The organism is Methylobacterium sp. Leaf469 (assembly GCF_001424745.1).
GTDB lineage: Bacteria > Pseudomonadota > Alphaproteobacteria > Rhizobiales > Beijerinckiaceae > Methylobacterium.
This window is the reverse complement of the sequence record NZ_LMRE01000042.1, coordinates 26497-51412: the sequence shown is the minus strand read 5'-3', so window position 1 is coordinate 51412 and position 24916 is coordinate 26497. Positions and strand designations below refer to the sequence as shown.

The window sequence follows — 24916 nt, the reverse complement described above, 5'->3', positions numbered from 1 at the left end:
GGGGAGGGCTCCGCTTAGAGTCCGCCCCTGTGGCGATTATGCGACGCATCCGGGCCGCGCTCCTCCCCAGAGGGAGGGGACGGACTCAGTCGTCGTAATCCATCATCGACGACGGACCGGGGCCGCCTTCCATGAGGATCTCGCGCTTGCCGGCATGGTTGGCCGGGCCGACGATGCCCTCGATCTCCATGCGCTCCATGATCGAGGCGGCGCGGTTGTAGCCGATCTGCAGGCGGCGCTGGATGTAGGACGTGGACGCCTTCTTGTCGCGCATCACCACCTGCACGGCCTGATCGTAGAGTTCGGCCCCCGGATCGATGCCGCCGGTGGCGGCGAAGGCGCCGCCGTCGAAGATCGGCACGTCGAGGTCCTCGGCCTCGAGGGCCTGGGATTTCTCGGCCTTGTCGGCTTTGGAGCCCTTGGCGGGCTTCTCGTCCGGGGGCGAATCGTCGGTGGTCACGGCCTCGAGGTAGGACGGCCGGCCCTGGCGCTTGAGATGAGCGACGACGCTCTCGACTTCCGAATCCGAGCAGAACGGCCCGTGCACGCGGGTGGTGCGGCCGCCGCCGGCCATGAACAGCATGTCGCCCTGGCCGAGCAGCTGCTCGGCGCCCATCTCGCCGAGGATCGTACGGCTGTCGATCTTGCTCGTCACCTGGAAGGAGATCCGGGTCGGGAAGTTCGCCTTGATGGTACCGGTGATGACGTCGACCGACGGGCGCTGCGTCGCCATGATGAGGTGGATGCCGGCTGCGCGTGCCATCTGGGCGAGGCGCTGGATCGCACCCTCGATGGGCGGTGATGACGTCGACCGACGGGCGCTGCGTCGCCATGATGAGGTGGATGCCGGCTGCGCGTGCCATCTGGGCGAGGCGCTGGATCGCACCCTCGATGTCTTTCCCCGCCACCATCATCAGGTCGGCCATCTCGTCGACGACGATGACGATGTAGGGCAGGGCCGAGAGGTCCATCTCCTCGGTCTCGTAGACGGCCTGTCCGGTCTCGCGGTTGAAGCCCGTGTGGATCTCGCGGGTGATGATCTCACCCTTGGCCCGCGCTTCGGCCATGCGGGCGTGACATCTTCTTGTAGCGCTCCTCCATCTCGCGCACGGCCCATTTGAGGGCGATGACCGCCTTCTTCGGGTCCGTGACCACGGGCGAGAGCAGGTGCGGAATACCGTCGTAGACCGACAGTTCGAGCATCTTCGGATCGACCATGATCAGGCGGCACTCCTCGGGCTTGAGCCGATAGAGCAGGCTGAGGATCATGGTGTTGATGGCCACCGACTTGCCGGAGCCGGTGGTGCCGGCCACCAGAAGGTGCGGCATCCGGGCGAGGTCGGCGATGATCGGCTCGCCGCCGATGTTCTTGCCGAGGCACAAGGCAAGCTTGTGCTTGCTCAGGCCGAAATCGGCCGAGGCGAGGAGCTCGCGCAGGTATACGGTCTCGCGGGTGTCGTTGGGCAGCTCGATGCCGATGACGTTGCGGCCGGGCACCACGGCGACGCGGGCCGAGACGGCGGACATGGACCGGGCGATGTCGTCCGAGAGCGAGATCACGCGGCTCGACTTGGTGCCGGGCGCGGGCTCCAATTCGTAGAGGGTCACGACGGGGCCGGGCCGTACGGCCAAAATGTCGCCGCGCACGCCGAAATCCTGCACGGTCTGCTGGAGGTTCAGGGCGTTCTGCTCCAGCACGTCGGCATCGACCTCCTCGGTCCCGCTCGGGTCGGGCTCGGCCAGGAGTTCGAGGGAGGGATGCTCGTAATCCTCGTTCTCCACGAGCGACAGGGAGATGTGCCGCCCGGCGGCGATGAGGGTCTGGCGCTCGGGCAGGATGGCGCGCGGGATGTTGAGGACCGGAACGGGAGGGGCGACCGCCGCGGCCAGTTCGGGCTCGGGCTGGGCCCGAAGCTCAGGCGCAACCTGCGCCTCAGGCGCAACCTGCGGCGCGAGGGTTCCTTCGGCTTCCGGCGTTTCGACCACGGGCTCGGGGGCAGGCGCGCCCTTGGGCGTGCGCAGCAGGACCGTCCGCGCCGGGATCGCCGCCGGAACGAAGGCCGACTCGGTGAAGATCACGGGTTCGGCGAAAGGCTTGGGGTCGGGGAAAGGCTTGGGATCGGGGAAGGGTTGGGATTCCGCGAAGGACCGGGGCAACGCCACTAGCTCGGCACGCGCGTCCGGCAGGGCCGGGACGATCGCGGCGAGCGGGAGCGGGGCAGGGGAGGGGGCCACCGGCGGGCGGGCCGAGCGAATGGCCGCGCGGGCGGCCATGGCGCTCAGCACGGGCGAACGCGGCGCGGCGGCGGCCACCCGCGCGACGGCGCACGCCGCATTGTCCTGACCGTCGGCGGGGGCGGGAGGCCTGTCGAACTGCAGCAGGCGGTCGAGGCCGTAGACCGGCGCCGGGCGCAGGAGCGCGAGATCGGCGGGCGCGGGGACGACGGTGTCCGGAGCCGGCGCGACCTCCGCCAGCGGCGGGACGACATCGGCAATCGGCGCGACGCCGGCCGAATCCGCCTGGATCTCCGACCACGCGTCGAGGGCCGCGGAATCGCGGTTGTCGAACCAGGCGTGCACCTCGGACCAGTCCGGAACCTCGGACCAGTCGCGATCCTCGGCCATGGGATCGGCCATGGGATCGGCCGCCGGGGCGTCGGCACGCGTCTCGGCGATGACCGACAGCTCCAAGACGGCCCCCTCCAAGCCGGGCCCCTCCAGAACGGGCGCCTCCAGAACGGGCGCCTCGACGGCGGGGCTGGCCTGCCGGCGGTCGGGGCTGCGGAAGAAACGGACGCCCTCCGGCACCACGAAGGGCTGGCGCCACAGGGGCTCGGCGGTGGCCGCCGCCGCCTCGCGGGTCGCCCGCTCGATGGCTTCGAGTTCGGCGGCCGCGCGCGCGGCGGCTTCGGCGGCGCGCTCGGCTTCGGCGCGGGTCCGGATCTCCTCGGCGGCGGCCTCGGCCTGGGCCAGGACGGCGCGCTCGGCATCCAGCGCGCGCTGGCGGCGCTCCTGCAGCACCGGATCGGGCGTGCGGGTGTAGCGCACGGCCGGGGCGGGGGCGGTGGTGGCCTGGACCGGGCGGGCCTCGTCGGCCTCCGGCACGATGGCGGCGGGCCGGCGCGGGGCGCGGATGAGGACGCGGGGTCCGGCCTCGCCGTCGCCGAGACCGTCCTCGGGCCGGGCGAAGGGGGCCGCGCGCGCCGGGATCATGTCGAGGGTGGCGCGGTCGTCGAAGACGTGGTCGGGCCAGCCCTGCACGGCGGGCGGGGTGCGGTAGGCCGCTTCCCGTCCGACGAGGGCGTGCGGACTCGTCATCCAGCTCGGCGCCGGCCGGGTCGCCGCCACGGTGTAGTCCGGGCGCTGCGGCGGCCCGGCGAGCCGGCGGGTGAGGGTGGCCCGCAGGTTCATGAGCCGATGCGCAAGGGCGCCTATGGACAGTCCGAGGCGGTCGCCGCCACGGACGGGGCGAGAGGGATCACGATGGGAGTAGGGGAGCCGTCCCGATGCGCGCATGATTGGCCGGATTTACTCGAAGCGGGTCCGCTGCCGGGAGGGGCGCGGTTCACCCACGAGTTAGGACCATCGTCGTTAACAGACGCTTGCGCCACCGGCCGACGGCCGTTGGAGGGACGGGGCGGATCGGACTAGGATGGCTCACCAGATCCCTACGGCCCCTCCCCTACGGACCCCCAGCCCCTTGACCGCTCCCCCGGCCCAGACCAGCCCCGCCCCGACTTGCGCCGCCCAGCCCTTCCGCTCGCTCTACACCCACGGCTTCGCCCGGGCCGCGGCCTGCACCGGGCGCAGCCACCCGGGCGATCCGGCGGCCAATGCCGCGGCCGTCCTGGCGCTCGCGCGGGACTGCGACGTTCACGGCGCGGCGCTGGCGGTGTTTCCCGAACTCTGCCTGTCCGGCTACGCCATCGAGGACCTGCTCCTGCAGGCCACGATCCAGGGGGCCGTGGAGGCGGCCGTGGAGGCGGTGCGGGCGGGCTCTGAGGGGCTGGCCACGGTACTGGTGGTCGGCGCCCCCCTGCGGGCCGGCCACCGGCTCTACAATTGCGCCCTCGCCATCCACCGGGGCCGGGTGCTCGGGGTGGTGCCGAAGAGCTACCTGCCGAACTATCGGGAATTCTACGAGAAGCGCCATTTCGCGTCCGGGGCCGGCATCACCGGGCAGACGATCCGGATCGGCGGCCAGACCGTTCCGTTCGGCACCGATCTGCTGTTCGAAGCCGACGACGTGCCGGGATTCGTGCTCGGCATCGAGGTGTGCGAGGACCTGTGGGTGCCCGCCTCCCCCGGCATGGATCTGGCGCTGGCCGGCGCCACGGTGCTGGCCAACCCATCGGGCAGCCCCATCACCGTGGGCCGCGCGGAATCCCGCGCGCTGCTGACGCGCGCCGCCTCCATGCGGGGCCTGTGCGCCTACGTCTACGCTGCGGCGGGGATGGGAGAATCCACCACAGACCTGTCGTGGGACGGCCAGACCAGCATCGACGAACTGGGCGAGCGCCTCGCCGAGGGCGCGCGCTTCGCCGACACCCCCGTCGTCACCCTCGCCGACATCGACCTCGACCGGCTCGCCCAGGAGCGGCTCCAGACCGGAAGCTTCGACGACAACGCCCGGGCCCGCGGGTCGGCCTGTCGCCGCGTCGGGTTCCGCCTCGATCCGCCCAGGGGCGACCTCGGCTTGAAGCGACGGGTCGAGCGATTTCCGTTCGTCCCGGCCGATCCGGCCCGCCTCGCCCAGGATTGCTACGAGGCCTACAACATCCAGGTCGCGGGCCTCGCCCAGCGCCTGGCGGCGACGGGCACGAAGCGCGCCGTCATCGGCGTCTCGGGCGGCCTCGATTCGACCCACGCCCTCATCGTCGTGGCCCAGGCCTTCGACCGCCTCGGCCTGCCGCGCTCGAACATCCTGGCCTATACCCTGCCGGGCTTCGCCACCTCGGACGAGACCAAGGCCAACGCCTACGCCCTGATGGCGGCCCTCGGCACCACCGCCCGGGAAATCGACATCCGCGACACGGCGACGAAGATGCTCGCCGACATGGACCACCCGTTCGGGCGCGGCGAGCCCGTCTACGACGTCACCTTCGAGAACGTGCAGGCGGGCCTGCGCACGGATTACCTGTTCCGGCTGGCCAACCAGCAGGGCGGCATCGTCATCGGCACGGGCGACCTGTCGGAACTGGCCCTCGGGTGGTGCACCTACGGCGTCGGCGACCAGATGAGCCATTACGGCGTCAATGCCGGCGTGCCCAAGACCCTGATCCAGCACCTGATCCGCTGGGTGGTCGGCACGGGACAGTTCGACGGAGACGTGGGCGCGACCCTGGAGGCGATCCTCGGCACCGAGATCTCGCCGGAACTCGTGCCGGTGGATGCGGGTGCCCGGCCGCAGAGCACGCAGGATGTGATCGGCCCCTACGCCCTGCAGGATTTCAACCTGTTCCATATCCTGCGGTACGGCTTCCGGCCCTCGAAGATCGCCTTCCTGGCGCTCCACGCCTGGGGCGACGCGCGCGCGGGGGCCTGGCCGCCGGACTTTCCGCGCGGCGAGCGCCGGGCCTACGCGCTGCCCGAGATCCGCGGCTGGCTCGCCTTGTTCCTGAAACGCTTCTTCGGCTTCAGCCAGTTCAAGCGCTCGGCCCTGCCGAACGGGCCGAAGGTCTCGGCCGGGGGCGCCCTGTCGCCGCGTGGCGACTGGCGGGCGCCCTCCGACGGCTCGGCCCGAGCGTGGCTGGACGAGTTGGAGCGCAACGTCCCCGAGCGCTGAGCCCGAGACCGAAAGGGCCGCCGGACCGGGAGCCGACACAAACCCGTCCGATTGTCCGGCTACGTCTCCCGGTGGGTGGGCGAATCGGAGGTTGACCGATGCAGAACTACAACGTTTTCTGCCTCAGGACCGTCGAGGGCCTCTGCTGCGCCGTGCCCGAGAGCCGCGCGGTGCCGCACTTCCTCGGCGGCGGGCACTGGTCGTTCGGGGGCAAGATCGCGGATCTCGGCGCGGCCCCCATCGAGTTCGACGACCGGGCGGCGGAGACGGCCGTGCGATTCAACGGATTCTACCTGTTCCAGACCATGGACAGCCGCTTCCACTGAGACGCGATCGAGTCGCCGATCCCGGCGATCATTCCTTAAGGGGCGCGTGTCAGGATCCGTCATCGCGAGCGGTGAACGGAGATCGCGCCCCATGTCGGAGCATCGCAGGGAAGTACGGCAGAGGACGTTCCTCAAGGGCCGGATCCTGTTTAACAAGGGTGCGTCGAGCATGGATTGCCTCGTGCGCGACATGTCGGCGTCCGGCGCGCGCCTGGCCCTCAGCGAAACCACCACCCTTCCCGAATCCTTCGACCTCTACATCCCGCAGAAGGACAGGACCTACCGCTCGACCTTGGCCTGGCGCCGGGCCGACGGCGTCGGCATCACCTTTCTGGACGAGGCCGTGCCGGCGCCCATGCCGGCTCCCGCCGAGGATCCGGGCTCCATGCTGATGCTGATGCGCCGGGTCGGCGAACTCGAAGCCGAGAACGCGGCCCTGCGCCGCCTGCTCATGGGCGCGGCGGCCGCTCCGGCCGAGGGCACCGTCAACGCCGGCTGAGGCCGGCCCGAGCGGTCCCCCGGAATCCGGGGTGTGCAAGCGCTACGCCGTCTCCAACGCCGCCCGGATGCGCGCCGCGTGATCGGCCAGAACACCTTGATCGGCCATGCCGCCCGAGTGGCGCCCGAGCGCCACGCCGTCGAAGCGCGGCAGGATGTGGACGTGGAGGTGGAACACCGTCTGGCCGCCGGCCGGTTCGTTGTACTGGAACACGGTCAGACCGTCGGCGGCGAAGGCCGCCTTCACCGCGCGGGCGACGCGCTGGACCGTCGCCGCCACCGCCGCCAGCGAAGCCGGGTCGGCATCGAGCAGGCCACGGGCCGGGGCTTTCGGGATCACCAGGGTGTGGCCGTCGCCCTGGGGCATCACGTCCATGAAGGCGAGGGTGTGGTCGTCCTCGTAGACCTTCTGCGCCGGGATCTCCCCGCGCAGGATCTTGGCGAAGATGTTCTGGGGGTCATAGGCTGCGGTCACGGTCGCTCGCTCCGGTCGGGTCGTTTCGGGCGCCACGATGCACAGGCGTCCCCCGCGCGTCTACCGACCGAACCTTGGCCTTGCCCCATGCGTTGCAGGGTTCGACGCCTGGGCTTTCCCCGGCTTTTTCCGGACGAGACCCACATGGCCCACGAAAGCACGAGCGCCATCTACACCGCCGCCGGCGCCAACCTCGCCATCGCGGCGGCGAAGTTCGTCGGCGCGTTCTTCACCGGCTCTTCGGCGATGCTGGCCGAGGGCGTCCATTCGATGGTGGACACCACCAACCAGATCCTGCTCCTCGTCGGGATGAAGCGGGCCAAGCGCCCGGCCGATGCCCTGCATCCGTTCGGCTACGGCCGCGAGATCTACTTCTACGCCTTCATCGTCGCGCTGTTCATCTTCCTCGGCGGCGGCGCCTTCGCGGTCTACGAGGGCATCCACAAGCTGCACTATCCCGAGCCGGTCTCGGACGCGCACGTGTTCGGACACACGATCCCGGGCCTGTGGGTCAATGTCGGCATCCTGGGCTTCGCGGTTCTGGCCGAGGGCTATTCCTGCGCCGTCGCCCTGAAGTCGTTCTGGGCCGAGAAGGGCAGCCGCCCGCCGCTCACGGCCATCCGCCGCAGCAAGGACCCGGCCCTGTTCACGGTGCTCGTCGAGGATGTCGCCGCTCTCATGGGCCTCGTGGTGGCCCTCTCGGGCGTGATCCTGGCGCACGTGCTCGAGATGCCCGACCTCGACGGTTGGGCCTCCATCGCCATCGGGGCGATCCTCATCGGCATGGCGGGCTTCCTGATGATCGAGACCCATGGCCTGCTCATCGGCGAGGCGGCGGACCCCGCCCTCGTCGCGGCCATCCGCGAGGTGGTGCGCACGGAGCCGGGCGTCCACAACGTCAACGCCGTACTGACCCAGCACATGGGGCCGTCCGACATCCTGGTGAACGTCAGCCTCGACATGGACGACACCCTGAGCGCCGGCAACATCGAGGCGATGGTCGGCCGCCTGGAAGGCAAGCTGAAGGCGCGGAGCCCCGACGTCACCCGGGTGTTCATCGAGATCCAGTCGAAGGACACGGCGCCGGCCTACCCGGCGGCGGCACCCGCCGGGGCCTGAGGCGCCGGCGCGGCGAGCGCCTGCGCGATCGCCCCATCGAGATCGGCAGGCTTGGTCTTCGGGGCGTAGCGGGCGATCACGCGCCCGTCGCGCCCGACGAGGAACTTCGTGAAGTTCCACTTGATGCCGGTGAGCCCGAGGAGGCCCGGCTTCTCCCGCTTCAGATGGGCGAAGACCGGATCGGTGGTAGAGCCGTTGACCGCCACCTTGGCGAGAACCGGAAACGTGACGTCGTAGGTCAGGCTGCAGAACCGGGCGATCTCGGCGGCGTCCCCGGGCTCCTGGGCGCCGAACTGGTTGCAGGGAAATCCCAGCACCACGAGGCCGGCGTCGCGGTGCCGGCGCCACATCTCCTCCAGCCCTGCATACTGCCCGGTGAAACCGCATTGCGAGGCGGTGTTGACGACGAGGAGCACCCGGCCGCGATGCCGCGCCAGCGGATACGGCGTGCCGTCGGCGGCGCGTGGAACGAGATCGTACAGGCTGGTCATCGGGTCCCCTCGGGGGTGGATCTGGCGCCGGCGGGTCTGATCCCCGTCGGGCTCACGCGGGCTCCTCGGGCGGCCGCTCCGCCCCGTCGCGCCGGAACGGCGTCAGGGTGTCGAGGACGTCGGCCGCCTCGACCACGTGCGCGCGCTCGCGCGCGAGATAGTCGGCCACGGCGCGGCGCAGGGCCGGGTCGGCGATGTCGTGGGCCGAGTGCATGAGCACCGGTCGATAGCCGCGCGCAAGCTTGTGCTCGCCCTGCGCCCCGGCCTCGACCCGTTTCAGGCCATGGGCGATGGCGTAGTCGATGGCCTGATAGTAGCAGACCTCGAAATGCAGGAACGGATGATCCTCGACGCAGCCCCAGTTGCGGCCGTAGAGGGCGACGTCGCCGATGAAGTTGATGGCGCCCGCGATGATCTCCCCCTCGCGGCGGGCGAGGATCAGCAGCACTCGCTCGGGCATCCGTTCACCGACGAGATCGAAGAACTTCCGGTTGAGGTAGGGCCGGCCCCATTTGCGTGCACCGGTGTCGGAATAGAAGGCGTAGAACGCGTCCCAGTGCTCCGCCTTCAGATCGGCCCCGGTGACGTGCTCGATGGTGATGCCGCGGCTCAGGGCATCCCGGCGCTCCCGCCGGATCGCCTTGCGCTTGCGGGACGCCAGAGCCCCGAGGAAATCCTCGAAGCTCGCATACCCGGCATTGTCCCAGTGGAATTGCTGGTCGACGCGCTGGAGGAAGCCGAGCTCCCCGGCCTGCGCCCATTCCCGCTCCTGCATGAAGGTGACGTGGATCGAGGACGCCTTGGTCTCCGCCCGCAGGGCGCGCAGGCCGGCCACCAGAGCCGAGGCCGCCTCGTTCACGTCCTGCCCCGGAGCGATGAGGAAGCGCGCGCCGGTCACCGGCGTGAACGGCACGCTGACCTGAAGCTTCGGGTAGTAGGCGCCCCCGGCCCGCTCGTAGGCGTCGGCCCAGCCGTGATCGAACACGTACTCGCCCTGGCTGTGGGATTTCAGGTAGCACGGCGCCACCCCGACGAGGCGCCCTTCGCGCTCGACCGCCACGTGGAGCGGCAGCCAGCCGGTGTGGCGCGAGACGCAGCCCGAATCCTCCAGGGCCGACAGGAAGGCGTGGGAGGTGAACGGGTTGTGGGTCTCGTCGCCGGCCGACAGGGTCTCGGGCGAGGTCGCGCACGCATCCCACTCGGCCGCCGCGATCTGGCCGAGGCCCTGGACCGCACGCACCTGCAACGTGGTCACGGTTTCGGCCGGGGCGTCGGGTGCTGCGTCGGGCGTGTCCATGAGGAGGCAATCTAGGCCCCGCCGGCGGAGGGGCCAAGGGCGAGCGGAGCCGCGCACCGTCGCAGGGATGTCCGTCGTCACCGACGTCCGGCGTTGGTCGCTCGCAAGGTTGGTGGGGCTTGCAAGGACGGATCCGCAAGCTCAAGATGACGCGGTACGTGCCTTCGGAAGGGGCAGACGATGGGATTGATGGACGTTCATGCCGGGCAGACGCATCCGTCCCGCACGCCGCCGGACGATTTCGCCCAAGACGTCCTGATCGAGATGGCCAATCTCGACGAACAGGACACCAACATTCCTGGCACGATCTTCATCTCGACGGCACTGGGCGCGCATGGCCCTCGGGTGAAGTGGTATCCCGATCGCGCGGGCAGAACTCTGCCCTGCCTCATCGTCTCCATCGGCCCGGACCCGCAGCCCCGCGACGACTTTTTACCCGGCACCCTTTCGCGTGCTGCGCTTCCGCGCGTGATCGCATGGGTGCGCCTCAACCACGTTGCCCTGCTCAACTTCTGGAACAACGGTGCGTCGTGGAATCGCCGCGAGGTTTCCGCCTTCCTGGATGGGCTGAAGCCGCTGGCGCGGTAGTCCGCCGACGAGGACTTCTCGGGGCGGGAGTCTTCCCAGGGCAGACGCCGCTCAGGGCAGAAACCCCTCGAACACCATCTGGTCGGCATGCGCTTGCGCGTGACGCCGCTGGTCGGGTGTCCGCACGGTCCAGGTCATCACCGGGCGTCCGCCGAGCAGCCGGCAGAGATGGGTCGGCGCGCAGGGGAGGTCGTCCACCCGCCAGGACAGGAAGTCCGGCTCGGTCTCGCCGAAATGCAGCAGGTCCGACAGGGCGCGGCGCAGGCTCGGGGGCAGGGCGGCGTAGGCCGGGTCGTCCTGGCGGGTCTCGCCGACGATGCCACGCGGGATGCCGGGCGCGCGGTCGCGCAGGGCCGCCACGAGCTGCGGATCGAACGACTTGACCGCCACGGGGCCCGCATAGGCGGCTGCGAGTTCGGCGACGCGCTCGAGGAGGCGCATGTCGCCGTCGTAGCGCGACTTCACCTCGATCACGAGGGGCGTACGCCCGGCGATGGCGGCGAGGAAGTCGGGCAGGGTCGGGATGCGTTCGGACGAGCCGGCGACCGCGAGATCGCGCAAAGCCGCGGCCGACAGGCTCGCAACCGGGTCCGGAATCCCGGTCAGGCGGCCGAGCCCGGCATCGTGAAAAACCATCGCCTCGCCGTCGGCGCTGCGCTGCACGTCGCACTCGATGGCGTAGCCGCCGTGAATCGCGGCGCTCGCCGCCGCGATCGTGTTCTCCGGCACACCGGCCCCCCGGTCGTGCAGGCCGCGATGGGCGATGGGCCGGGCGGTGAGCCAGGCCGGTGCGTTGACGCTCAACTCAAACGCTCACTTGACCTCGAACATCGCCTCGACCTCGACGGCCGCGTCGAGGGGGAGTTCGGCGACGCCTACGGTGGCGCGGGCGTGGCGGCCCCGGTCGCCCAGCACCTCGACCATGAGATCGGAGGCGCCGTTCATGATGCCGGCGAGGCCGGAAAAGCTCGGCACCGCGTTGATGAAGCCGCCGAGCCGCACGCATTGCACCACGCCGTGGTCGAGGTCGCCCACGGCCGCCTGGACCTGGGCCAGGACGTTGATGGCGCACAGGCGCGCGGCCGCGATGCCGTTCTCAACCGAGACCTCGGCGCCGAGCTTGCCGAGATGGGCCGGGTCGAGCTTGCCGTCGGGCCCGAAGCAGATCTGCCCCGAGATCACCACGAGGTTGCCGGTGCGGACGAACGGCACGTAGTTCGCCACGGGGGCCGCCGCCTTCGGCAGGGTGAGGCCCATGGCCTCCAGGCGTTCCTTGGCCGTGCTCATGCGCGTCGCATCTCCTGAGAAACCGTTCCGAGGGGCTCTGACCATGTCCGCGCGTGGCACGCAAGGCACCTCCGCGAACGGCGTAGCGGGCCGTCATGTCGGAGGTGTGAACCCCTCCCGTCATTGACAGAATTGGGCTTTTCTCTAGTAATCGCGCGCGTGCCGCCCCCTTGCCGAGGCGGCACTTTCATTTGGTGCGGTCGCCTTCGGACGCCGCGAGACACGGAGTCGGGATCGTGACATCCGCTCTTCTGCCGACCTATGCCCGCGCCCCCATCGCCTTCGAGCGTGGCGAGGGCGCCTGGCTCGTGGCGCGCGACGGCGAGCGATACCTCGATTTCGGCGCCGGGATCGCGGTGAACGCCCTCGGCCACGCCCATCCCCACCTCGTGGACGCCCTGACCAATCAGGCGCAAAAGCTCTGGCACACCTCGAACCTGTTCGAGATTCCCGACGGCGAGCGGCTGGGCCGGCGCCTCGTGGACGCGACCTTCGCCGACGTGGCGTTCTTCGCCAATTCGGGCGCCGAGGCCAACGAGGCCGCCATCAAGATGGCGCGCAAGTACCATGCGGTCGGCGGCCACCCCGAGCGGTTCCGGATCATCACCTTCGAGGGCGCGTTCCACGGGCGGACGCTCGCCACCATCGCGGCCGGCGGCCAGGCCAAGTACATCGAGGGCTTCGGCCCGAAGGTAGACGGATTCGATCAGGTTCCGACGGGGGATCTCGCGGCGCTGGAGGCCGCCATCGGCCCGGAGACCGCCGCCCTGATGATCGAGCCGATCCAGGGCGAGGGCGGCGTCAGGGTGATTCCGCACGAGCACCTGCGCGCCCTGCGCGCCCTGTGCGACGCGCATGGCCTCCTCCTGATCATGGACGAGGTCCAGACTGGGGTCGGTCGCACGGGCCGGCTGTTCGCACACGAATGGTCCGGCGTGACGCCCGACATCATGAGCGCCGCCAAGGGCATCGGCGGCGGCTTCCCGCTGGGTGTCTGCCTCGCCACGGCCGAGGCCGCGCGCGGCATGACCGCCGGCACCCACGGCACCACCTTCGGCGGCAACCCGCTGGCCATGGCGGTGGGCAACGCCGTCCTCGACGTGGTGCTGGCCGACGGCTTCCTCGACCGGGTCGGACAGGTTGGCCTGCTGCTCAAGCAGCGTCTGGCCGCCCTGCAGGACCGCCACCCCGGGGTGATCCAGGAGATCCGCGGCGACGGGCTGATGCTCGGGCTCAAGCTCGGCGTGCCCAACACCGAATTCGCCGCGACGGCACGGGACATGCACCTCCTCGTCATCCCGGCGGGCGACAACGTCGTGCGCCTGCTGCCGCCGCTCATCATCACCGATGCCGACGTGACTGAGGCCGTGGCGCGCCTCGACGCGACGGCCACCGCACTCAAGACCCCGGCACAAGGGGCGGCCGCGTGATGGCCGGTCCCACGACGAACCGTCAGACGAAGAACGGATCCATGACCACCACCCTCAACGGGACCGGGCCCGGCCCGCGCCACTTCCTCGACCTCAAGGACTTCTCGGCGCAGGAGCTGCGCACGGTGCTGGACGCCGCGGCCGCCATCAAGGGTCGTCGGCGCAAGGGCGAGATCGCGGCCGAACGGCCGCTGATCGGCAAGACCCTCGCGATGGTGTTCGACCGGCCGTCCACCCGCACGCGGGTCTCGTTCGATGTCGGCATGCGCGAACTCGGGGGCGAGACCCTGATGCTGACGGGCGGCGAGATGCAGCTCGGCCGGGGCGAAACCGTGGGCGACACCGCCCGGGTGCTGTCGCGCTACGTCGACGCGATCATGATCCGCATCCTCGACCACGACCTGATGCTGGAACTGGCCGAGCACGCCGAGGTGCCGGTGATCAACGCGCTCACCAAGGTCTCGCATCCCTGCCAGATCATGGCCGACGTGCTTACCTTCGAGGAGCATCGCGGGCCGATCAAGGGCCGCACCGTCGCGTGGTCGGGCGACGCCAACAACGTGCTGGCGAGCTGGGTGCACGCCGCCGCGCGGTTCGACTTCACCCTGAACGTCGCCGCTCCGCCGGAGCTCTCGACGCCGCAGCCGCTCCTCGACTGGGCCCGCGCGCAGGGCGCCGCCGTCAACTGCACCACCGATGCCTACGCGGCCGTCGACGGCGCCGACGCCGTGGTGACCGATTGCTGGGTCTCCATGGGCGACGAGGACGACCATCACCGCCACAACCTGCTCTCGCCTTATCAGGTGAACGCCAAGCTCATGGCGGCGGCGGCCAAGGACGCGCTGTTCATGCACTGCCTGCCGGCCCATCGCGGCGAGGAGGTCACGGCCGAGGTCATCGACGGCCCGCAATCGGTGATCTTCGACGAGGCCGAGAACCGCCTGCATGCCCAGAAGGGCATCCTGGCCTGGTGCCTGCACGCCCTCTGACGGGACGCCCCGAGGCATCGTGTCCCCCGTCGCGCGAGCGGCGGTCGCGTCCTATATGAACGGCTCGAGCCGGACGACGGAGGGGCTGGAGCGCCGAGTGCCGAGGCAACGCCCCGCTCGGCGCTTCGGACGGCCCACGTTCGCCCGCCCCCGAAGGGAGATGCCATGACTGCCGGATACGAACGCCCCGCCGGACCCGACCCCGTCGCCCCGGCCCTCGTCATCGAGGGCGACGACGACGTGGTGCTGCCCTTCGCCGTCGAGGGGCTGGACGTGCGCGGCCGGGTGGTGCGCCTCGGTCCGTCCGTCGACACCATCCTGCGCCGGCACGGCTACCCGGACCCCGTGGCGCGGTTGCTCGGCGAGGCGGCGGCCCTCACCGTTCTCCTTGGCTCGTCCCTGAAGTTCGAGGGCCGGTTCCAGCTCCAGACCAAGACCGATGGCCCGGTCGAGATGATCGTCGTCGATTTCGAGGCCCCCGACCGGGTGCGGGCCACGGCGCGCTTCGATGCCGGTCGTGTCCAGGCCCTGGGAAGCTCCCCGTTGAAAAGTCACGACCTGATTGGGCAGGGGCACCTCGCCATGACCATCGACCAGGGGCCGCAGAGCAGCCGCTACCAGGGCGTCGTCGCCCTGGAGGGTCAGAGCCTGGAGGAGGCGGCCCACCAGTATTTCCGTCAATCCGAGCAGATTCCGACCCAGGTCCGCCTCGCCGTGGCGGAGGAATACGCGAACGGGACCACCACCTACCGGGCGGGTGGCCTCCTTGTGCAGTTCCTGCCGCAATCCATCGACCGGGCGCGGCTCGCCGACCTGCCCCCCGGCGACATCCCGGAGGGCCACGCCCATTTCGACGCCCAGGGCGTCTCCGAGGACGACGCCTGGGTCGAGGCCCGCAGCCTCGTCTCGACCATCGAGGACCACGAACTGGTGGATCCGGCGGTGTCGTCCGAGACCCTGCTCTACCGCCTGTTCCACGAGCGCGGCGTGCGGGTGTTCGAGGCGCAGGGGGTGCGCGAACAATGCCGGTGTTCGCCCGAGCGGGTCATGGCGATGATCGTGTCGTTCTCGCCCCAGGAGCGCCGGGACATGGTCGCCGACGACGGCCGCATCGGCATCACCTGCGAGTTCTGCTCGCGACGCTACGACCTCGATCCGGCCGAGGTGGAGGCGCAGGTCGCGGCCGACTGATACGGTGTCCGCCTGATCACTTCGGATCGAGCGGGCGCGACGGGCTCCCTCTCCTGGAAGGAGAGGGAGCCCGCATTATACCGCGTCACCGAACTGATCAGCCGGAAACCGTATGAGAACCGAGGACTGGGCTCAGCCTTTCAAGGCCTCCAGTCCCTCGATCGCCGTGGTCACGTCGATCTCGGTGATCTCGAAGTCGGCGATGCCGTGCTGGCGGAAAGGATCGGTCTCGATGAAGGCCTCGATCTCCGCGCGTGGGCCGCGGGCGAGGATTACCCCGCCGGTGCGCGGCACCTTGCGGCCGGAGGCGAGGAAGCCGTGCTCGGCATAGCCCCGCTTCACCCACGCCAGATGGTCCGCCATGTGGCGGTCGGCCTCCTCGGTGCTTTTGACGTAGGTGAGCGAGACGACGATCATACGCATATCCCTTGGCGGCGTCGTCAGGCCTTCAGCACCGGCTCGGCGATCTCGCCGCTGCCCCGGCGCGCCAGATATTCCGGCTGGAACAGGCACATCCGCACGGCGTCGCGGTACTTGCCGTTGACGAAGAACTCGTCCTTGAGAATGCCTTCGGGGACGAAGCCGCAGCGCTCGTAGATGCGCACGGCCCGGGCGTTGTCCTTGTCCACGTGCAGGTAGAGCTTGTGGATGTTGAGCACGCTGAAGGCGTAGTCCATGGCGATGCGGGTAGCGCGGGGGGCGTAGCCCTGGCCCTGGAACATCGGGTGGATCGCGATCTGGAACTCGCAGCGCCGGTGGAGGTGGTTGATCTCCACGAGCTCCACGAGACCGGCGGGCTCGCCGTCGGCATTGGCGATGATGAAGCGCCGCTCGGTCTGGTTGTGGATATTGCGCTCGTAGAGCTGCGCCAACTCGGCGAAGGACTCGTAGGCCTCCTCGAACCAGTAGCGCATGATGCTGTCGTTGTTGTTGAGCTGATGCACGAACATCAGATCCTCGCGCTCCAGCGGGCGGAGCTTGACCGGGCCGTCGGCGGCGATGGTGCGGGCCGTGACGGTTCTCATGGGACGCGGCATTCGTCGATCAGGCGGCGCATGAACGCCTCGCCGGCCTCCATGGCCGCGAGGGTGATGTACTCGTCGGGCTGATGGGCCTGGTCGATGGAGCCGGGGCCGCACACCACGGTCGGGATACCCGCCACCTGGAACCGTCCGGCCTCCGTGGCGTAGGGCACCGAGACCGTGTGGTTGCGCCCCGCCACCCGCAGGGCGAGGTGCTCGGCCGCCGAGCCGGGCTCGGGTGCGAGCCCGGGCACCGCCACCTCCTCCAGGGTCTCGATGCGCCCGTAATCGCCGTAGCGGTTGAGCCGCTCCCTCAGCACGCTGTCCACCTTCGCCTGGAACAGGGCCGGGATCTCGCTCATGTCGAGGTCGGGCAGGCCCCGGAACTCCCAGTGGAAGGTGCAGAGCTTCGGCAGGATGTTGCGGGCCGTGCCGCCGGAAATCGTGCCGACATGCACGGTGGTGGCGGGCGGATCGAACCGGCCCGACGCGTCGCCGCGCGCGATCATCGCATCGGCGATGCGGTTCAATTCGGAGACGAGGTCGGCCGCCGCCATCACGGCGTTGGCGCCGAGCATCGGCTTGGCCGAATGCGCCTCGTGGCCGTGCACCGTGGTCATATAGGTGACGATGCTCTTGTGGGCGTCGGCGACCTCGAGGTCGGTGGGCTCGCCGACGATGACGGCGCCGGGGCGCGGCAGGTCGGCGCCGAAGCGCGCGATGGTGTCGGCGACGCCGAGGCAGGTGGTCTCCTCGTCGTAGGACAGGAGGATGTGGATCGGGCGCTTGAGGTCGGCGGCGCGGAAATCCGGGACCGCCGCCAGCGCCAGGGCGCAGAAGCCCTTCATGTCGACGGCGCCGCGCCCGTAGGCCCGCCCGTCCGCCACGCGCAGGGTGAAGGGGTCGGTGCTCCAGGCCTGCCCCGTCACCGGCACCACGTCGGTGTGGCCGGAGAGCACGATGCCGCCGTCGATCATCGGGCCGATGGTGGCGAAGACCGCAGCCTTGCTGCCGGTCGCGTCGGGAATGCGCACGTGCGGGACGCCGAGATCGGCGAGGTAGCCGCAGACGAAGTCGATGAGCGCGAGGTTCGACTTCGAACTCTCGGTGTCGAAGGCCACGAGCCGCGCCAGCAGGTCGAGGGTCTCGGGGCGCGGGCCGGGCATGAGCTTAATGGACGCTGCGGCGGACGTGGGGCGAGTCGAGGGAGAAGGCGGGGATCTCGGCCTCGAAGCTCTCGCCGGCATTCGTCGCCATGGTGTAGCTGCCGGCCATGAGGCCGTCGGGCGTGGAGAGCGGGCAGCCGCTGGTGTAGCTGAACGACTCGCCCGGTTCGAGCACGGGCTGCTTGCCGACGACGCCGGCGCCCCGCACCTCCTGGGTCGAGCCGCGCCCGTCGACGATCCGCCAGTGGCGCGAGCGCAGTTGCACCTGCTCGGAGCCGTTGTTCACGATCTCCACGGTGTAGGCGAAGAAGTAGCGGCTTTCGTCCGGCGAGGATTCCTCCTCGACGAAGCGGGGCATCACCGTCACGCTGATCCCACGCGTCTGAGCCTTGTACATCGCCTTCAACGCCTCCGTGGCCGGGCCTGACCCGGGCGCGACCCAGGATCGCGACAAGCTCAGGGCGTCGTGGTACGGCCCGGCGAAAACCGCGTCAATCGTGGTGAATGCGGGGACACCCGCGGAAAAATGAGGACCAGCCTGCGTGGTCGACGAGACGGTTTCGCGGGGTTCTCCGCCGCTTCCGGGGGGAACCCCGACGCGGGGGCTTCTCGCCAGCCTCGCCATGGCCGGGCTCGCCGCCGCCTTCGCGTGGCACGCCCCGGATGCCAACACCTGGGCCGCCGCGGCGCTCGTTGCCGCCCTCGCCCTCGACGGGCTGTCGCGGATGGCCGGCGCCCGGGTCGCGCGGCGGACCGGGCCGTCGCCCCGCATGGTGGGCATGCCCTCGGTGGTGCTCGCCGTCGGGCCGGGCGCGGGCCTCGGCGCGGTGCTGTTCGGCTTCGGCCTGATCGTCTGGCCGGCGGGCTTTCCCGTCCTGGCGAGCGCGCTGGCCGGCCTCGTCACCATGGGGGCTCTCGCCCGCCTCGCCCTCGCGCGGATCGTGCTCGCGCAGATCGTGCTCGCGACTCCCGAGGAGCCGGAAGCTTAACGCGGCCTTAGGCCGTCGCCGCGACACTGCCGCGAATTCGGCGATCCTCATCGACACGAGGCGCCCGATCGAGTGCGGGCGAAGCGAAGGGCCGGACGTGATGCAGACAGAGGCGCGCACCGGCATCCTGGCGGCGCAGGGGATCGCGGCCCTGACGCAGGCCGGGGCGATCCGGCCGGACACGTCCTACGCCCCGGACCAGATCCAGCCCGCGAGCCTCGATCTGCGCCTCGGCGCCCGGGTGTTTCGCGTCCGCACGAGCTTCCTGCCCGGCGCCCGCACGGTCGCGGCCTGCATCGAGGCCTTCGTGCTGCACGAGATGGACCTGACCCAGGGCGCCGTGCTGGAAACGGGGTGCGTCTACATCGCCGAGTTGCAGGAGCACCTCGCCCTGCCGGCCGATCTCGCCGCCAGCGCCAACCCCAAGAGTTCGACGGGGCGCATCGACGTGTTCACCCGGGTCATCACCGATCGGGGTACGGCGTTCGATCAGGTCGAGGCCGGCTATCACGGCCCGCTCTACGCCGAGATCTCCCCACGCACCTTCCCGGTCAAGGTGCGCACGGGCTCGCGCCTGTCGCAGATACGCTTCCGCCGGGGCGATCCGCGCCTCACCGACGCTGCGCTCGCGGCGCTTCACGCCCACACGCCCTTGGTCGATGCGGGCCAGCCGTCGTTCCAGGGCGGCATCGCCGTCTCCATCGATCTCTCCGGCTTCGACGGGCTCATCGGCTACCGGGCCAAGCGCCACACCGGCCTCGTCGATGTCGACAGACCCGGCGCGCACCGGACGGCCGAGTTCTGGGAGCCGCTGGCCGCCGACGGCTCGGGCGCCCTGATCCTCGATCCGGGCCAGTTCTACATCCTGGCCTCGAAGGAATCCGTGCAGGTGCCGCCGGACCACGCCGCCGAGATGGTGCCGTTCGATCCCCTCGTGGGCGAGTTCCGGGTGCATTACGCCGGCTTCTTCGATCCGGGCTTCGGCTTTGCCGCGGCCGGCGGGGCCGGCGCCCGGGCCGTGCTGGAGGTACGCTCGCGCGACGTGCCGTTCCTGCTCGAGGACGGCCAGATCGTCGGCCGCCTCGTCTACGAGCGCATGGCCGAGGTGCCGGCGACCCTCTACGGGGCCGGGGCCGGTTCGAACTATCAGGCGCAAGGGCTGAAGCTCTCGAAGCACTTCGCCTGAGGGCGTCACACCGGCAGGGTCAGGGCCGCGCGGAGTCCCCCGAGGCCGGAGCGGTCGAGGCGGAGGCCGCCGCCGTAGAGTTCGGCCAATTCCTGGGTGATGGACAGGCCGAAGCCGTTGCCCGGCACGGTCTCGTCGAGGCGCCGCCCGGGCCGGACCGCTTCGGCGGCGGCCTCGGCAGCGAGGCCCGGCCCGTCATCCTCCACGGTGATCACCAGGCCGGATGCGGTGCTGACCGCACCAACGCGCACGTAGCCGCGGCACCATTGGCAGGCGTTGTCGATGAGGTTGCCGAGCATCTCGTCGAGGTCCTGGGCGTCGCAGGCGACGGCCGCGCCGGCCGGAAGGGTGACGTCGATGACGAGCCCTTTCTCGGCATAGAGCCGCGCGAAGGTGGTGCGCAGATCCGCGACGGGTCCGGCGAGGGGCGTGCGGGCGCGGGTGGCTCCACCGAGGGCCGCCGCACGCGCGCGGCGCAGATGGTGTCGGACCTGGGAATCCATCGAACCGACGAGGCTGGCCAGGGTCCCGTCGGGGTCGCGGGACCGGTCGGACAAGGCGAGGGACAGGGTCGCGAGCGGCGTCTTCAACCCGTGGGCGAGGTTGGCCACATGGGTGCGGGCGCGCTCGAGGTTGACCGCGTTCTGGTCGAGGAGCGCGTTGACCTCCGCCACCAGGGGGCGGATCTCGGCCGGCTGCTTGCCCGGCACGCGGGCACGGCCCCCGGCGCGAACCTCCGCGAGGTCGCGGCGGAGGCGCTCCAGGGGCCTGAGGCCGAGGCGGATCTGCGCGAGGGCTCCGGCCAGAAGACCGACACCGAGGAGGCCCAGGATGAGCGCCAGGGCGCCGGCCGCCTCGCGCAAGGGGCCGCGCAGGGCGGCGGACGGCGCCGAGGCCACGAGGATCGCGGGCGGCACGCCAGGCGCGGGCGGCAGGGTGAGGACGCGCAGGATCAGGCTCTCGCCCCACGGGCCGGTGCCGTCGGCCGGGCGCGGCCGATCCGTGTCGTCCCGCTCCGGGCGTCCCGCCTCGACGGCGAGGTCGCGGCCCTCCAGGGCGCCGGAGCGCAGGACGGTGCCGCCCTGGCGCACCTGCCAGTACCAGCCGGCCCGGTCCCGGTCGAAGGGCGGCCCGTCGAGGTTGCGCGCGAGCCGCAAGCGGTCGCCGGGGCCGCGTTCCAGGCCGGCCGCGAGGGCGACGAGCTGGCTGTCGAGCCGGCTGTCGAGCTGGCCCCGGACGAAGCGGTACAGAACGAGCCCGATGGCGACGCCCGCCACCACGAGGGCGACGGTGACGAGGACCAGGGCGGCGGCGAGCAGCCGGCGCTGAAGCGAACCGAGATGGAACGGCCCGGCCACGCCCTCGGCTTTCGGAGCGGGCGGGGCAGGGGGCTCCGACTCGCGCGGCGGCGGCATCAGGCCGCCTCGCCCGGCATCAGGCGATACCCGTGGCCGCGCACGCCCTCGATGCGGGCCGGGGCGATCTTGCGGCGCAGGCGGGTGATGATGACTTCGACGGAGTTCGAATCGACGTCGGCGTCGCCGTCATAGACTCGCTCGATGAGCTGGCCGCGCGGCACCACCCCGTCCTTGCGCAGCATCAGGCAGGACAGCACCCGCCATTCGAGGCCCGTGAGTTTCAGGGGCAGGCCGTCGCGCTCGAAGGTGCCGAGCCCTGAATCGTATGTCAGGGGTCCGCAGACGACGCGGTTCGCCCCGTGCGCGGTGGCGCGCCGCACCAGCGCCCGCAGGCGGATCACGAGTTCCTCGACCCGGAACGGCTTGACCAGGAAGTCGTCGGCGCCGGCCTTGAAGCCCGCCACCTTGTCGCTCCAGCCGTCGCGCGCCGTGAGGATGAGCACCGGGACCGTCCGACCGGCTCCGCGCCAGGCCTGGAGCACCCCAATGCCGTCGCGCTTGGGCAGGCCGAGATCGAGCACCACGGCGTCGTAGGTCTCGGTCTCGCCGAGGTGCTGGCCGTCCTCGCCGTTCACGGCGTGGTCGAGGGCGAAGTTCTCCGCCCGCAACGTCTTGGCGATCTCGGCGGCCAGCGGCGCGTCGTCCTCCACGAGCAGGATCTTCATCGGGCGCGGAATCCGTGGGCGGCGGCGGATGGGAAGGGGCGGGCTACGCCGTTGGGTTTAACCGGGGCTGAACCGCGCGGTTCAGATTGGATTGGCGGGGCTTCCCTAGAACGGCGTCAACCCGAAAGGGCAACGCCGACAGGAACACCGACACCATGAATACCGACACCATCGACCGGACCGCCACCGACCTGACCCCGAAGAAGGCCAAGCGTTCCAGGAAGCGTACCCTCGTGGCCGGCGCCATCGCCGCCCCCCTCGCCTTCGGCGCCGTCGGCCTGTCGCTGGCGCAGAACGACACCGCGACCCTCACGCCGGTGGAGCCCGTCGCGGTCTCGGACTTGAAGCCCTCCGCCGCCATCGCCGCGAAGGGGACGGTCGCCGAGATCTACGGCAACAAGTTCGTGGTGCAGGACGGCACCGGCAAAGCCCTGGTGGAGACGGGCAAGCGCGGCGAGGGCGGCACCCTGGTGACGACCGGCGAGGCCGTCACCGTCCAGGGCCGGTTCGAGAACGGCTTCCTCCATGCCGCGCTGATCACCCGCGCCGACGGCACCAAGGTCGTGGTCGGCCCCGCCGGCGGCCCGCCCCCCGGCACCCTCGACTGGGCCAAGGACAAGGTGGGCCTCGGCCCGAAGGCCGACGTGCCCGCCCTGACGGCCCAGGTGGAGGCCGCCGGCTATTCCGACATCCGCGTCACGGGCCGGGGACCACGCCACCTCGACGTCGCGGCCAAGGGCGCGGATGGCCGCGAGCGCCACCTCCATGTCGGCTTCGACGGTCAGGTGCGCGAGAAGCGCGTCTTCTGAACCCCGGCCTTCCGGTCCGCGTTCCTAGCCTCGGTGCCTCACGGGCACCCTCACCGAGAGTTCCACCCATGACCAAGACCCTCGCCCTGCTGAGCGCGGCCGCGATCCTGTGCGCGTCCGCCGCCGTGGCCCAGCCCGCTCCGCCGCCGCCCGGTGGTCCGAAAACCGGACCCGAAGCCGGCGCGCCGCCGCCTCCACCGCCCCATGGCGGCCCGCGCGGCCCCCGTGGCGGCCCCGACGCCCCGCCTCCGCCGCCGAAGGCCGCGCAGTTCCGCCTGGAGCGGGGCGACACCGCCCTCGACGTGAAATGCGCCGCCGACGAACCGATGAAGGCCTGCGCCGAGATTGCCCTGCAGATGCTCGACAAGCTCGCGGCGATGCCGGCACCGGCCGGTCCCGCTCCGAAACCCCGCGACTGACCGGGCGCGGGACGGGCGGCCCACCGCGCCGCCCGTCCCGAAGGTCGCCGAACCGGCAGGATTCTACCGGTTCACCCCGGGGCGGGGGTTGAAATATTGCACTGCGGCATGAAATAGATTTTCGACCGTTCGCCCGTGATGAAGTGGCAATGGCGATTGCCCGAGAGAGGTTCTTCCATGTCCAAACTGTTCCGTCTGACCGCCGCCCTCGGCGCCGTGGCGCTCACGCTCCCCCTGACGTTGCCGGCCTCGGCGAAGGAGCCGAGCGCGCAGAAGGTGCTCTCGATGGTCGACACCGACAACGACGGCACGGTCGATCTTAAGGAAGTCCAGGCCGTGGCCGCCGCGCGGTTCGACAAGCTGGAAGCCGACAAGGACGGCACCCTCGACGCCAAGGAGCTCAAGGGCCGCGTCAGCAAGAAGGCCCTGACGGCCGCCGATCCGGACAGCGACGGCACCCTCGACAAGACCGAGTACCTCGCCCTCGTGGAAGCCCGCTTCAAGGCCGCCGATCCGGACAACGACGGCACCCTCGACGCCAAGGAACTAAAGACCCCGGCCGGCAAGGCCCTGGTCTCCCTCCTGAAGTAAGCCTCCACCGCGAGCGGCTCTCGCGTCTCACTGCGAGGACGGCCCGGCACCCCTGTGCCGGGCCGTTCGTGTTTCAGGAGCCGGCGACCGTGCACGGAGGATGGGCACCGAGGATTGACCGTTGCCCCCCGTTCGGAACATGCCAAGCTGGCACGTCATTCGCGAGGCCTGTCCGCTCAAGCTGATCGGTCCCGCGATGGCGCCCGGTTCTGGAAAAGGCGCCCATGGAATTCTTCGCCCAGCAGTTCATCAACGGGCTGACCCTCGGGTCGATCTACGGTCTGATCGCGCTCGGCTACACCATGGTGTTCGGCATCATCGGCATGGTGAACTTCGCCCATGGCGACGTGTTCATGCTGTCGTCCTTCATCGCGCTGATCTTCTTCCTCATCCTCACGACCTGGCTCGGGCTGACCTCCGTCGCCCTCGTCTTCCTGATCGTGCTGATCCTCGCCATGGTGCTGACCGCCCTGTGGGGCTGGGCCATCGAGCGGGCGGCCTACAGACCGTTGCGCGGCTCGTTCCGCCTGGCGCCGCTGATCTCCGCCATCGGCGTGTCGATCTTCCTGTCGAACTTCGTCCAGGTGGTGCAGGGCGCCCGCAACAAGCCGGTGCCGCCCCTCGTGCGCGACGTGATCGTCCTCTACGAGAACGCGCAGTACACCGTGACCCTGTCCTACAAGCAGGCGATCATCATGACGACGACGGCGCTCCTGCTCGCCGGCTTCTGGTACCTCGTCCAGCGCACCTCCTTCGGCCGGGCCCAGCGCGCCTGCGAGCAGGACCGGCGCATGGCGGCCCTGCTCGGCATCAACGTCGACCGCACCATCTCGCTGACCTTCGTGCTCGGCGCCGCACTCGCCGCCGTCGCCGGCACCCTCTACCTCCTGTATTACGGCGTGGTCTCGTTCTCGGACGGGTTCGTGCCCGGCGTGAAGGCGTTCACGGCGGCCGTGCTCGGCGGCATCGGCTCCCTGCCGGGCGCCGTCCTCGGCGGCCTGATCATCGGCCTCATCGAGACGTTCTGGTCGGCCTACTTCTCCATCGAGTACAAGGACGTCGCCGCGTTCCTGATCCTGATCGTGGTGCTCATCTTCAAGCCGTCCGGCATCCTCGGGCGCCCCGAAGTGGAGAAGGTCTAGGTGGCTCAAGGTACGACGATCGGCCGGGTGGCC

The 24916-nt window shown here is 70.5% G+C and carries 25 protein-coding genes and 1 pseudogene; 14 read left to right on the top strand and 12 right to left on the bottom strand.

Annotated elements, in window-relative coordinates; translation table 11 throughout:
• Positions 1-85 precede the first annotated feature (85 nt).
• Positions 86-3411 (bottom strand): annotated as a pseudogene (locus ASG60_RS17130) (DNA translocase FtsK).
• Positions 3412-3700: 289 nt separating this feature from the next.
• Between ASG60_RS17130 and ASG60_RS17125 the strand changes: the two are divergent.
• The 3 genes from ASG60_RS17125 to ASG60_RS17115 all read left to right on the top strand — a co-directional run bounded on the left by ASG60_RS17125 (position 3701) and on the right by ASG60_RS17115 (position 6610).
• Entirely contained in the window at positions 3701-5785 is a 2085-nt protein-coding gene (locus ASG60_RS17125; RefSeq protein ID WP_056386811.1) for an NAD(+) synthase, read from the top strand.
• A 98-nt stretch (positions 5786-5883) separates the two neighbouring features.
• Positions 5884-6111, top strand: coding sequence for a hypothetical protein (locus ASG60_RS17120; protein WP_056095294.1), 228 nt, complete (start codon positions 5884-5886; stop codon positions 6109-6111).
• Positions 6112-6202: 91 nt separating this feature from the next.
• Positions 6203-6610, top strand: coding sequence for a PilZ domain-containing protein (locus ASG60_RS17115; RefSeq protein ID WP_056170772.1), 408 nt, complete (start codon positions 6203-6205; stop codon positions 6608-6610).
• Positions 6611-6652: 42 nt separating this feature from the next.
• Here ASG60_RS17115 and ASG60_RS17110 read toward each other — a convergent pair whose 3' ends face one another.
• A complete protein-coding gene (locus ASG60_RS17110) occupies positions 6653-7084 on the bottom strand; it encodes an HIT family protein (protein WP_056261349.1) in 432 nt (143 codons plus the stop codon).
• A 144-nt stretch (positions 7085-7228) separates the two neighbouring features.
• Here ASG60_RS17110 and ASG60_RS17105 point away from each other — a divergent pair, with 144 nt between their 5' ends.
• Positions 7229-8203, top strand: a complete 975-nt coding sequence (locus tag ASG60_RS17105; protein ID WP_056361320.1) for a cation diffusion facilitator family transporter — start codon at positions 7229-7231, stop codon at positions 8201-8203.
• On the opposite strand, the gene ASG60_RS17100 is transcribed toward ASG60_RS17105, so the two are convergent.
• Together ASG60_RS17100 and ASG60_RS17095 are read right to left on the bottom strand one after the other, a co-directional pair.
• Positions 8173-8694, bottom strand: coding sequence for a glutathione peroxidase (locus ASG60_RS17100; RefSeq protein WP_056386809.1), 522 nt, complete (start codon positions 8692-8694; stop codon positions 8173-8175). The two genes, ASG60_RS17105 and ASG60_RS17100, sit on opposite strands and share 31 nt — an antisense overlap.
• A 52-nt stretch (positions 8695-8746) precedes the next feature.
• Entirely contained in the window at positions 8747-9991 is a 1245-nt protein-coding gene (locus ASG60_RS17095) for a GNAT family N-acetyltransferase (RefSeq protein ID WP_056361314.1), read from the bottom strand.
• A gap of 180 nt (positions 9992-10171) precedes the next feature.
• On the opposite strand from ASG60_RS17095, the gene ASG60_RS17090 reads away from it, so the two are divergent.
• Positions 10172-10579 (top strand): hypothetical protein, encoded by a 408-nt coding sequence (locus ASG60_RS17090; RefSeq protein ID WP_162239262.1) that lies wholly within the window; start codon positions 10172-10174, stop codon positions 10577-10579.
• Positions 10580-10630: 51 nt separating this feature from the next.
• On the opposite strand, the gene ASG60_RS17085 is transcribed toward ASG60_RS17090, so the two are convergent.
• Both ASG60_RS17085 and ASG60_RS17080 read right to left on the bottom strand, forming a co-directional pair.
• A complete protein-coding gene (locus ASG60_RS17085; protein ID WP_056170797.1) occupies positions 10631-11383 on the bottom strand; it encodes a glycerophosphodiester phosphodiesterase family protein in 753 nt (250 codons plus the stop codon).
• 9 nt (positions 11384-11392) lie between these two features.
• A complete protein-coding gene (locus ASG60_RS17080; RefSeq protein ID WP_056261335.1) occupies positions 11393-11866 on the bottom strand; it encodes a RidA family protein in 474 nt (157 codons plus the stop codon).
• A 236-nt stretch (positions 11867-12102) separates the two neighbouring features.
• On the opposite strand from ASG60_RS17080, the gene ASG60_RS17075 reads away from it, so the two are divergent.
• From ASG60_RS17075 to ASG60_RS17065, 3 genes are all read left to right on the top strand, one after another.
• Positions 12103-13296, top strand: a complete 1194-nt coding sequence (locus ASG60_RS17075) for an aspartate aminotransferase family protein (RefSeq protein ID WP_056386807.1) — start codon at positions 12103-12105, stop codon at positions 13294-13296.
• Positions 13297-13337: 41 nt separating this feature from the next.
• On the top strand, positions 13338-14285 hold the full coding sequence (gene argF, locus ASG60_RS17070; RefSeq protein ID WP_056386805.1) for an ornithine carbamoyltransferase: 948 nt from the start codon (positions 13338-13340) through the stop codon (positions 14283-14285).
• A gap of 165 nt (positions 14286-14450) precedes the next feature.
• Positions 14451-15476 carry an Hsp33 family molecular chaperone gene (locus ASG60_RS17065; protein ID WP_056386803.1) on the top strand — a complete coding sequence of 342 codons (1026 nt, stop codon included), beginning with the start codon at positions 14451-14453 and terminating at the stop codon, positions 15474-15476.
• A 132-nt stretch (positions 15477-15608) separates the two neighbouring features.
• Here the strand turns inward: ASG60_RS17065 and ASG60_RS17060 are convergent, their stop codons facing one another.
• The 4 genes from ASG60_RS17060 to apaG are packed head-to-tail and all read right to left on the bottom strand — an operon-like array spanning position 15609 to position 18061.
• A complete protein-coding gene (locus tag ASG60_RS17060) occupies positions 15609-15893 on the bottom strand; it encodes a YciI family protein (RefSeq protein WP_056170814.1) in 285 nt (94 codons plus the stop codon).
• A 23-nt stretch (positions 15894-15916) separates the two neighbouring features.
• Entirely contained in the window at positions 15917-16501 is a 585-nt protein-coding gene (speG, locus tag ASG60_RS17055; protein WP_056170817.1) for a spermidine N1-acetyltransferase, read from the bottom strand.
• Positions 16498-17664, bottom strand: a complete 1167-nt coding sequence (argE, locus tag ASG60_RS17050; protein WP_056386802.1) for an acetylornithine deacetylase — start codon at positions 17662-17664, stop codon at positions 16498-16500. Before argE ends, speG begins: the two co-directional genes overlap by 4 nt.
• 4 nt (positions 17665-17668) lie before the next feature.
• Positions 17669-18061: a Co2+/Mg2+ efflux protein ApaG gene (gene apaG, locus ASG60_RS17045; protein ID WP_056170823.1), complete on the bottom strand. Its 393-nt coding sequence runs from the start codon at positions 18059-18061 to the stop codon at positions 17669-17671.
• A gap of 145 nt (positions 18062-18206) precedes the next feature.
• Here apaG and ASG60_RS17040 point away from each other — a divergent pair, with 145 nt between their 5' ends.
• Both ASG60_RS17040 and ASG60_RS17035 read left to right on the top strand, forming a co-directional pair.
• Complete coding sequence (locus ASG60_RS17040) at positions 18207-18653, top strand: hypothetical protein (RefSeq protein ID WP_056261323.1); 447 nt, start codon at positions 18207-18209, stop codon at positions 18651-18653.
• A 100-nt stretch (positions 18654-18753) separates the two neighbouring features.
• On the top strand, positions 18754-19839 hold the full coding sequence (locus tag ASG60_RS17035; RefSeq protein WP_056170833.1) for a 2'-deoxycytidine 5'-triphosphate deaminase: 1086 nt from the start codon (positions 18754-18756) through the stop codon (positions 19837-19839).
• 5 nt (positions 19840-19844) lie between these two features.
• Here ASG60_RS17035 and ASG60_RS17030 read toward each other — a convergent pair whose 3' ends face one another.
• Positions 19845-21254 carry a HAMP domain-containing sensor histidine kinase gene (locus tag ASG60_RS17030; protein WP_082531810.1) on the bottom strand — a complete coding sequence of 470 codons (1410 nt, stop codon included), beginning with the start codon at positions 21252-21254 and terminating at the stop codon, positions 19845-19847.
• Positions 21254-21922, bottom strand: coding sequence for a response regulator transcription factor (locus ASG60_RS17025; RefSeq protein ID WP_056386798.1), 669 nt, complete (start codon positions 21920-21922; stop codon positions 21254-21256). The genes ASG60_RS17030 and ASG60_RS17025 overlap by 1 nt, the downstream gene beginning before the upstream one ends.
• Before the next feature lie 155 nt (positions 21923-22077).
• Here ASG60_RS17025 and ASG60_RS17020 point away from each other — a divergent pair, with 155 nt between their 5' ends.
• The 4 genes from ASG60_RS17020 to ASG60_RS17005 all read left to right on the top strand — a co-directional run bounded on the left by ASG60_RS17020 (position 22078) and on the right by ASG60_RS17005 (position 24883).
• Positions 22078-22731, top strand: coding sequence for a hypothetical protein (locus ASG60_RS17020; protein ID WP_056386796.1), 654 nt, complete (start codon positions 22078-22080; stop codon positions 22729-22731).
• A gap of 68 nt (positions 22732-22799) precedes the next feature.
• The gene (locus tag ASG60_RS17015; protein ID WP_056305221.1) at positions 22800-23150 is read left to right on the top strand and encodes a hypothetical protein; all 351 of its coding nucleotides are present in this window, start codon (positions 22800-22802) and stop codon (positions 23148-23150) included.
• A gap of 177 nt (positions 23151-23327) precedes the next feature.
• Complete coding sequence (locus tag ASG60_RS17010; protein WP_056261319.1) at positions 23328-23741, top strand: histidine kinase; 414 nt, start codon at positions 23328-23330, stop codon at positions 23739-23741.
• Positions 23742-23965: 224 nt separating this feature from the next.
• A complete protein-coding gene (locus ASG60_RS17005) occupies positions 23966-24883 on the top strand; it encodes a branched-chain amino acid ABC transporter permease (protein ID WP_056170850.1) in 918 nt (305 codons plus the stop codon).
• The last annotated feature ends 33 nt before the right edge of the window (positions 24884-24916 follow it).

Bases quoted from the DNA above. Each gene is read 5' to 3' on its own strand.
- ASG60_RS17120 (WP_056095294.1), top strand. From the start codon at position 5,884: ATGCAGAACTACAACGTTTTCTGCCTCAGGACCGTCGAGGGCCTCTGC.
- ASG60_RS17115 (WP_056170772.1), top strand. From the start codon at position 6,203: ATGTCGGAGCATCGCAGGGAAGTACGGCAGAGGACGTTCCTCAAGGGC.
- ASG60_RS17105 (WP_056361320.1), top strand. From the start codon at position 7,229: ATGGCCCACGAAAGCACGAGCGCCATCTACACCGCCGCCGGCGCCAAC.
- ASG60_RS17100 (WP_056386809.1), bottom strand. From the start codon at position 8,694: ATGACCAGCCTGTACGATCTCGTTCCACGCGCCGCCGACGGCACGCCG.
- ASG60_RS17095 (WP_056361314.1), bottom strand. From the start codon at position 9,991: ATGGACACGCCCGACGCAGCACCCGACGCCCCGGCCGAAACCGTGACC.
- ASG60_RS17090 (WP_162239262.1), top strand. From the start codon at position 10,172: ATGGGATTGATGGACGTTCATGCCGGGCAGACGCATCCGTCCCGCACG.
- ASG60_RS17080 (WP_056261335.1), bottom strand. From the start codon at position 11,866: ATGAGCACGGCCAAGGAACGCCTGGAGGCCATGGGCCTCACCCTGCCG.
- argF (WP_056386805.1), top strand. From the start codon at position 13,338: ATGACCACCACCCTCAACGGGACCGGGCCCGGCCCGCGCCACTTCCTC.
- ASG60_RS17065 (WP_056386803.1), top strand. From the start codon at position 14,451: ATGACTGCCGGATACGAACGCCCCGCCGGACCCGACCCCGTCGCCCCG.
- ASG60_RS17060 (WP_056170814.1), bottom strand. From the start codon at position 15,893: ATGATCGTCGTCTCGCTCACCTACGTCAAAAGCACCGAGGAGGCCGAC.
- speG (WP_056170817.1), bottom strand. From the start codon at position 16,501: ATGAGAACCGTCACGGCCCGCACCATCGCCGCCGACGGCCCGGTCAAG.
- argE (WP_056386802.1), bottom strand. From the start codon at position 17,664: ATGCCCGGCCCGCGCCCCGAGACCCTCGACCTGCTGGCGCGGCTCGTG.
- apaG (WP_056170823.1), bottom strand. From the start codon at position 18,061: ATGTACAAGGCTCAGACGCGTGGGATCAGCGTGACGGTGATGCCCCGC.
- ASG60_RS17035 (WP_056170833.1), top strand. From the start codon at position 18,754: ATGCAGACAGAGGCGCGCACCGGCATCCTGGCGGCGCAGGGGATCGCG.
- ASG60_RS17030 (WP_082531810.1), bottom strand. From the start codon at position 21,254: ATGCCGCCGCCGCGCGAGTCGGAGCCCCCTGCCCCGCCCGCTCCGAAA.
- ASG60_RS17025 (WP_056386798.1), bottom strand. From the start codon at position 21,922: ATGAAGATCCTGCTCGTGGAGGACGACGCGCCGCTGGCCGCCGAGATC.
- ASG60_RS17020 (WP_056386796.1), top strand. From the start codon at position 22,078: ATGAATACCGACACCATCGACCGGACCGCCACCGACCTGACCCCGAAG.
- ASG60_RS17015 (WP_056305221.1), top strand. From the start codon at position 22,800: ATGACCAAGACCCTCGCCCTGCTGAGCGCGGCCGCGATCCTGTGCGCG.
- ASG60_RS17010 (WP_056261319.1), top strand. From the start codon at position 23,328: ATGTCCAAACTGTTCCGTCTGACCGCCGCCCTCGGCGCCGTGGCGCTC.
- ASG60_RS17005 (WP_056170850.1), top strand. From the start codon at position 23,966: ATGGAATTCTTCGCCCAGCAGTTCATCAACGGGCTGACCCTCGGGTCG.